At 34.1% G+C, this 2,571-nt stretch carries 3 protein-coding genes; all 3 read left to right on the plus strand.

The genetic code is table 11. From position 1 onward, the window contains the following. Window positions 1-189: 189 nt before the first annotated feature. Window positions 190-1,464, plus strand: coding sequence for a protein kinase domain-containing protein (locus ACYVRH_RS11655; protein WP_461257085.1), 1,275 nt, complete (start codon window positions 190-192; stop codon window positions 1,462-1,464). 19 nt (window positions 1,465-1,483) lie between these two features. After that, complete coding sequence (locus tag ACYVRH_RS11660; protein ID WP_461257086.1) at window positions 1,484-2,221, plus strand: vWA domain-containing protein; 738 nt, start codon at window positions 1,484-1,486, stop codon at window positions 2,219-2,221. Beyond that, the coding region (locus tag ACYVRH_RS11665) for a protein phosphatase 2C domain-containing protein (RefSeq protein ID WP_461257087.1) at window positions 2,221-2,571 on the plus strand (351 nt) is incomplete at its 3' end. The genes ACYVRH_RS11660 and ACYVRH_RS11665, both read left to right, overlap by 1 nt.

Below are 2,571 nucleotides of genomic sequence, written 5' to 3' on the forward strand. Positions count from 1 at the left end.
AATTATTACTTAATTTTGGGTGTAATTATATAAGAAATTTACATTTACATAGTAAGAGATAAATTTAATCTTGCTAATTATTATTAAATAAGATATAATAATACGATGATTTCTGAATTTATTGAAAATTTTTTAGAAACTCGTTACAAATCCTTTATTACTTTTTAGCTTGATAAGGAGAGCAAATAAATGATTGATTTACCGAAAGGGTTTACAATACAGACAAAAAACTTTAAAAAAGTTGTTGTTGAGCAAAAATTAGGTGAAGGCGGACAAGGCGCGGTTTACCATGTAAATTACGGTGGTAATCCAAAAGCGCTTAAATGGTATTCGGGGAAAAAATTTAAAGATCCAAAAAAGTTTTATGCTAATCTTGAAAATAATATAAAGAAAGGAAAACCAACCAATGCATTTCTTTGGCCTGAAGATATAACAGAACATAAAGGAGATGCTTTTGGTTATATAATGGATTTGCGCCCTGCCGAATATAAAGATTTTTCAAGATTTCTAATAGGCAAGGAAGGATTTGCAAGTATAACGGCAATGACTAATGCCGCTATGCAAATTACATCCGGCTTTCGTGAATTACATACAAAAGGTTACAGTTATCAGGATTTAAACGACGGTAATTTTTTTATTAATCCAAAAACAGGTGATGTACTAATATGCGATAATGATAATGTCTCAGAATACGGTAAAAATTCAGGTATTGCAGGGAAAGCGCGTTATATGGCTCCGGAAATTATAGAAAAAGGAGCGAAACCAGATATTAAAACTGATAGATTTTCTCTTTCTGTAGTGCTGTTTTTATTGTGGACAAACAATCATCCGCTTGAAGGAAAAGCCGCCTGTCCTGTGTGTATGGATGCAAAACATGAAAGAAAAATATATGGCGAAAATCCTGTATTTGTATGGGATCCTGATGATAATTCTAACAGACCAGTACAGGGACTGCATAAAGGCGCTATTGTTAAATGGCCATTTTTACCTGTATATGCACAAGATCAATTTATTAAAGCTTTTAGTAAGGATATCCTTAAAAATCCTGCTAACAGAATTACTGAAACAGAATGGCTTAGAATATTTATCCGTATGAGATCGGAAATATTTAAATGCCCCTGCGGTGAAATTTATTTTGCCGATCCGGTAAATAATAATCCATGTCCTGTATGTAAAAAAACAAATACATTTCCTTTTTATATAAAAACATACAGATACAATTTGCCTGTTCATCAGCGAACAAAACTTTACACATGTCATATTGAAAAAGACTCTGATGATTTTCAAACTGTTGCCGGTGAGACTGCTATAAATGGGAATGAATTTGAAATGAAAAATGTATCCAATAAAAATTGGACAGTAACGGTTGAGAACGATGTTACTTCTATAACTCCTAACACCATTTTCAAAGTAAAAAAAGGAATGATAATTAATTTTGGGCAGTCAAATGCCGAAATAATATAGCAAATTAAAGGAGAATGTTATGTCATTAATGGACAAAATTGAAATTCCAAGAAGGACTATGGTATTGTTTTTTATCATTGATACTTCAGGAAGTATGGATGGAAGTAAAATTGGAGCAGTTAATGTAGCAATAGAAGAAGTTATTCCTGCTATCAGAGAAGTGTCAGATGAAAACGCCGATGCTCAAATAAAAATTGCCGCTCTTGAATTTTCTTCTGGAGCGCGATGGATTACCGCAAATGGGCCTGTTGAAGCAGATCAATTCCGTTGGAATTATCTGGATGCATCTGGCGTTACCGATTTTGGGGCAGCATGTAAAACATTGAATGACAAGCTTTCAACCAAGGCATTTATGCAAGAGGCTTCCGGTTCATTTGCCCCCGCAATATTTTTGCTGTCGGATGGTGAGCCTACAGATGAATGGCAAAGCAATTTGGCGGCATTACGGCAGAACAACTGGTTTAAGGCGAGCGTTAAGGTTGCAATAGCCATAGGTGATGACGCTAATAAGGATATGTTAAAAGAATTTACTGGTTCTATGGAAGCTGTATTGGAAACTCATAATGCGGCAACATTGAAGAAAATGATTAAATTTGTAAGTGTTCGCGCTTCACAAGTTGCCAGTAAAAGTTCCAATGTCGGCGAATTTAGTCCGGAAGCAGGCGATGAACAAAAACAACAAGAATTAAATTCAAATTTACAAGAATTTGTTGAAGGAATTGCCGTTACTCCTGATAATGATCAATTGGATTGGTAATGAACAGTTATAAACCATTTGCGATTACTATAATAGGCAATAGTCATACTAAACAAGGTATAAGTTGTCAAGACGCATCATATAAAAATGAAAATGATAATGTATCTATCGCTATAGTCGCTGATGGTCACGGAGATAGCAACTGTTTTAGAAGTGATAAAGGCTCAAAGCTCGCAGTAGCTTGTGCGGCAAAAGGATTAGAGGAATTTGTCGTTATCCATGATCAAAAGTTTAGTAAAGGACATTTAAAGAAAAAAAATAATACTATTAATAATGATTTTGATAAATCAATACGTGATCTTGTAAAATTTATTATCGCGTCATGGCAAGTAAAGGTTGAAGAAGACTAC

The sequence above is a fragment of the Treponema sp. R80B11-R83G3 genome (genome assembly GCF_054786115.1).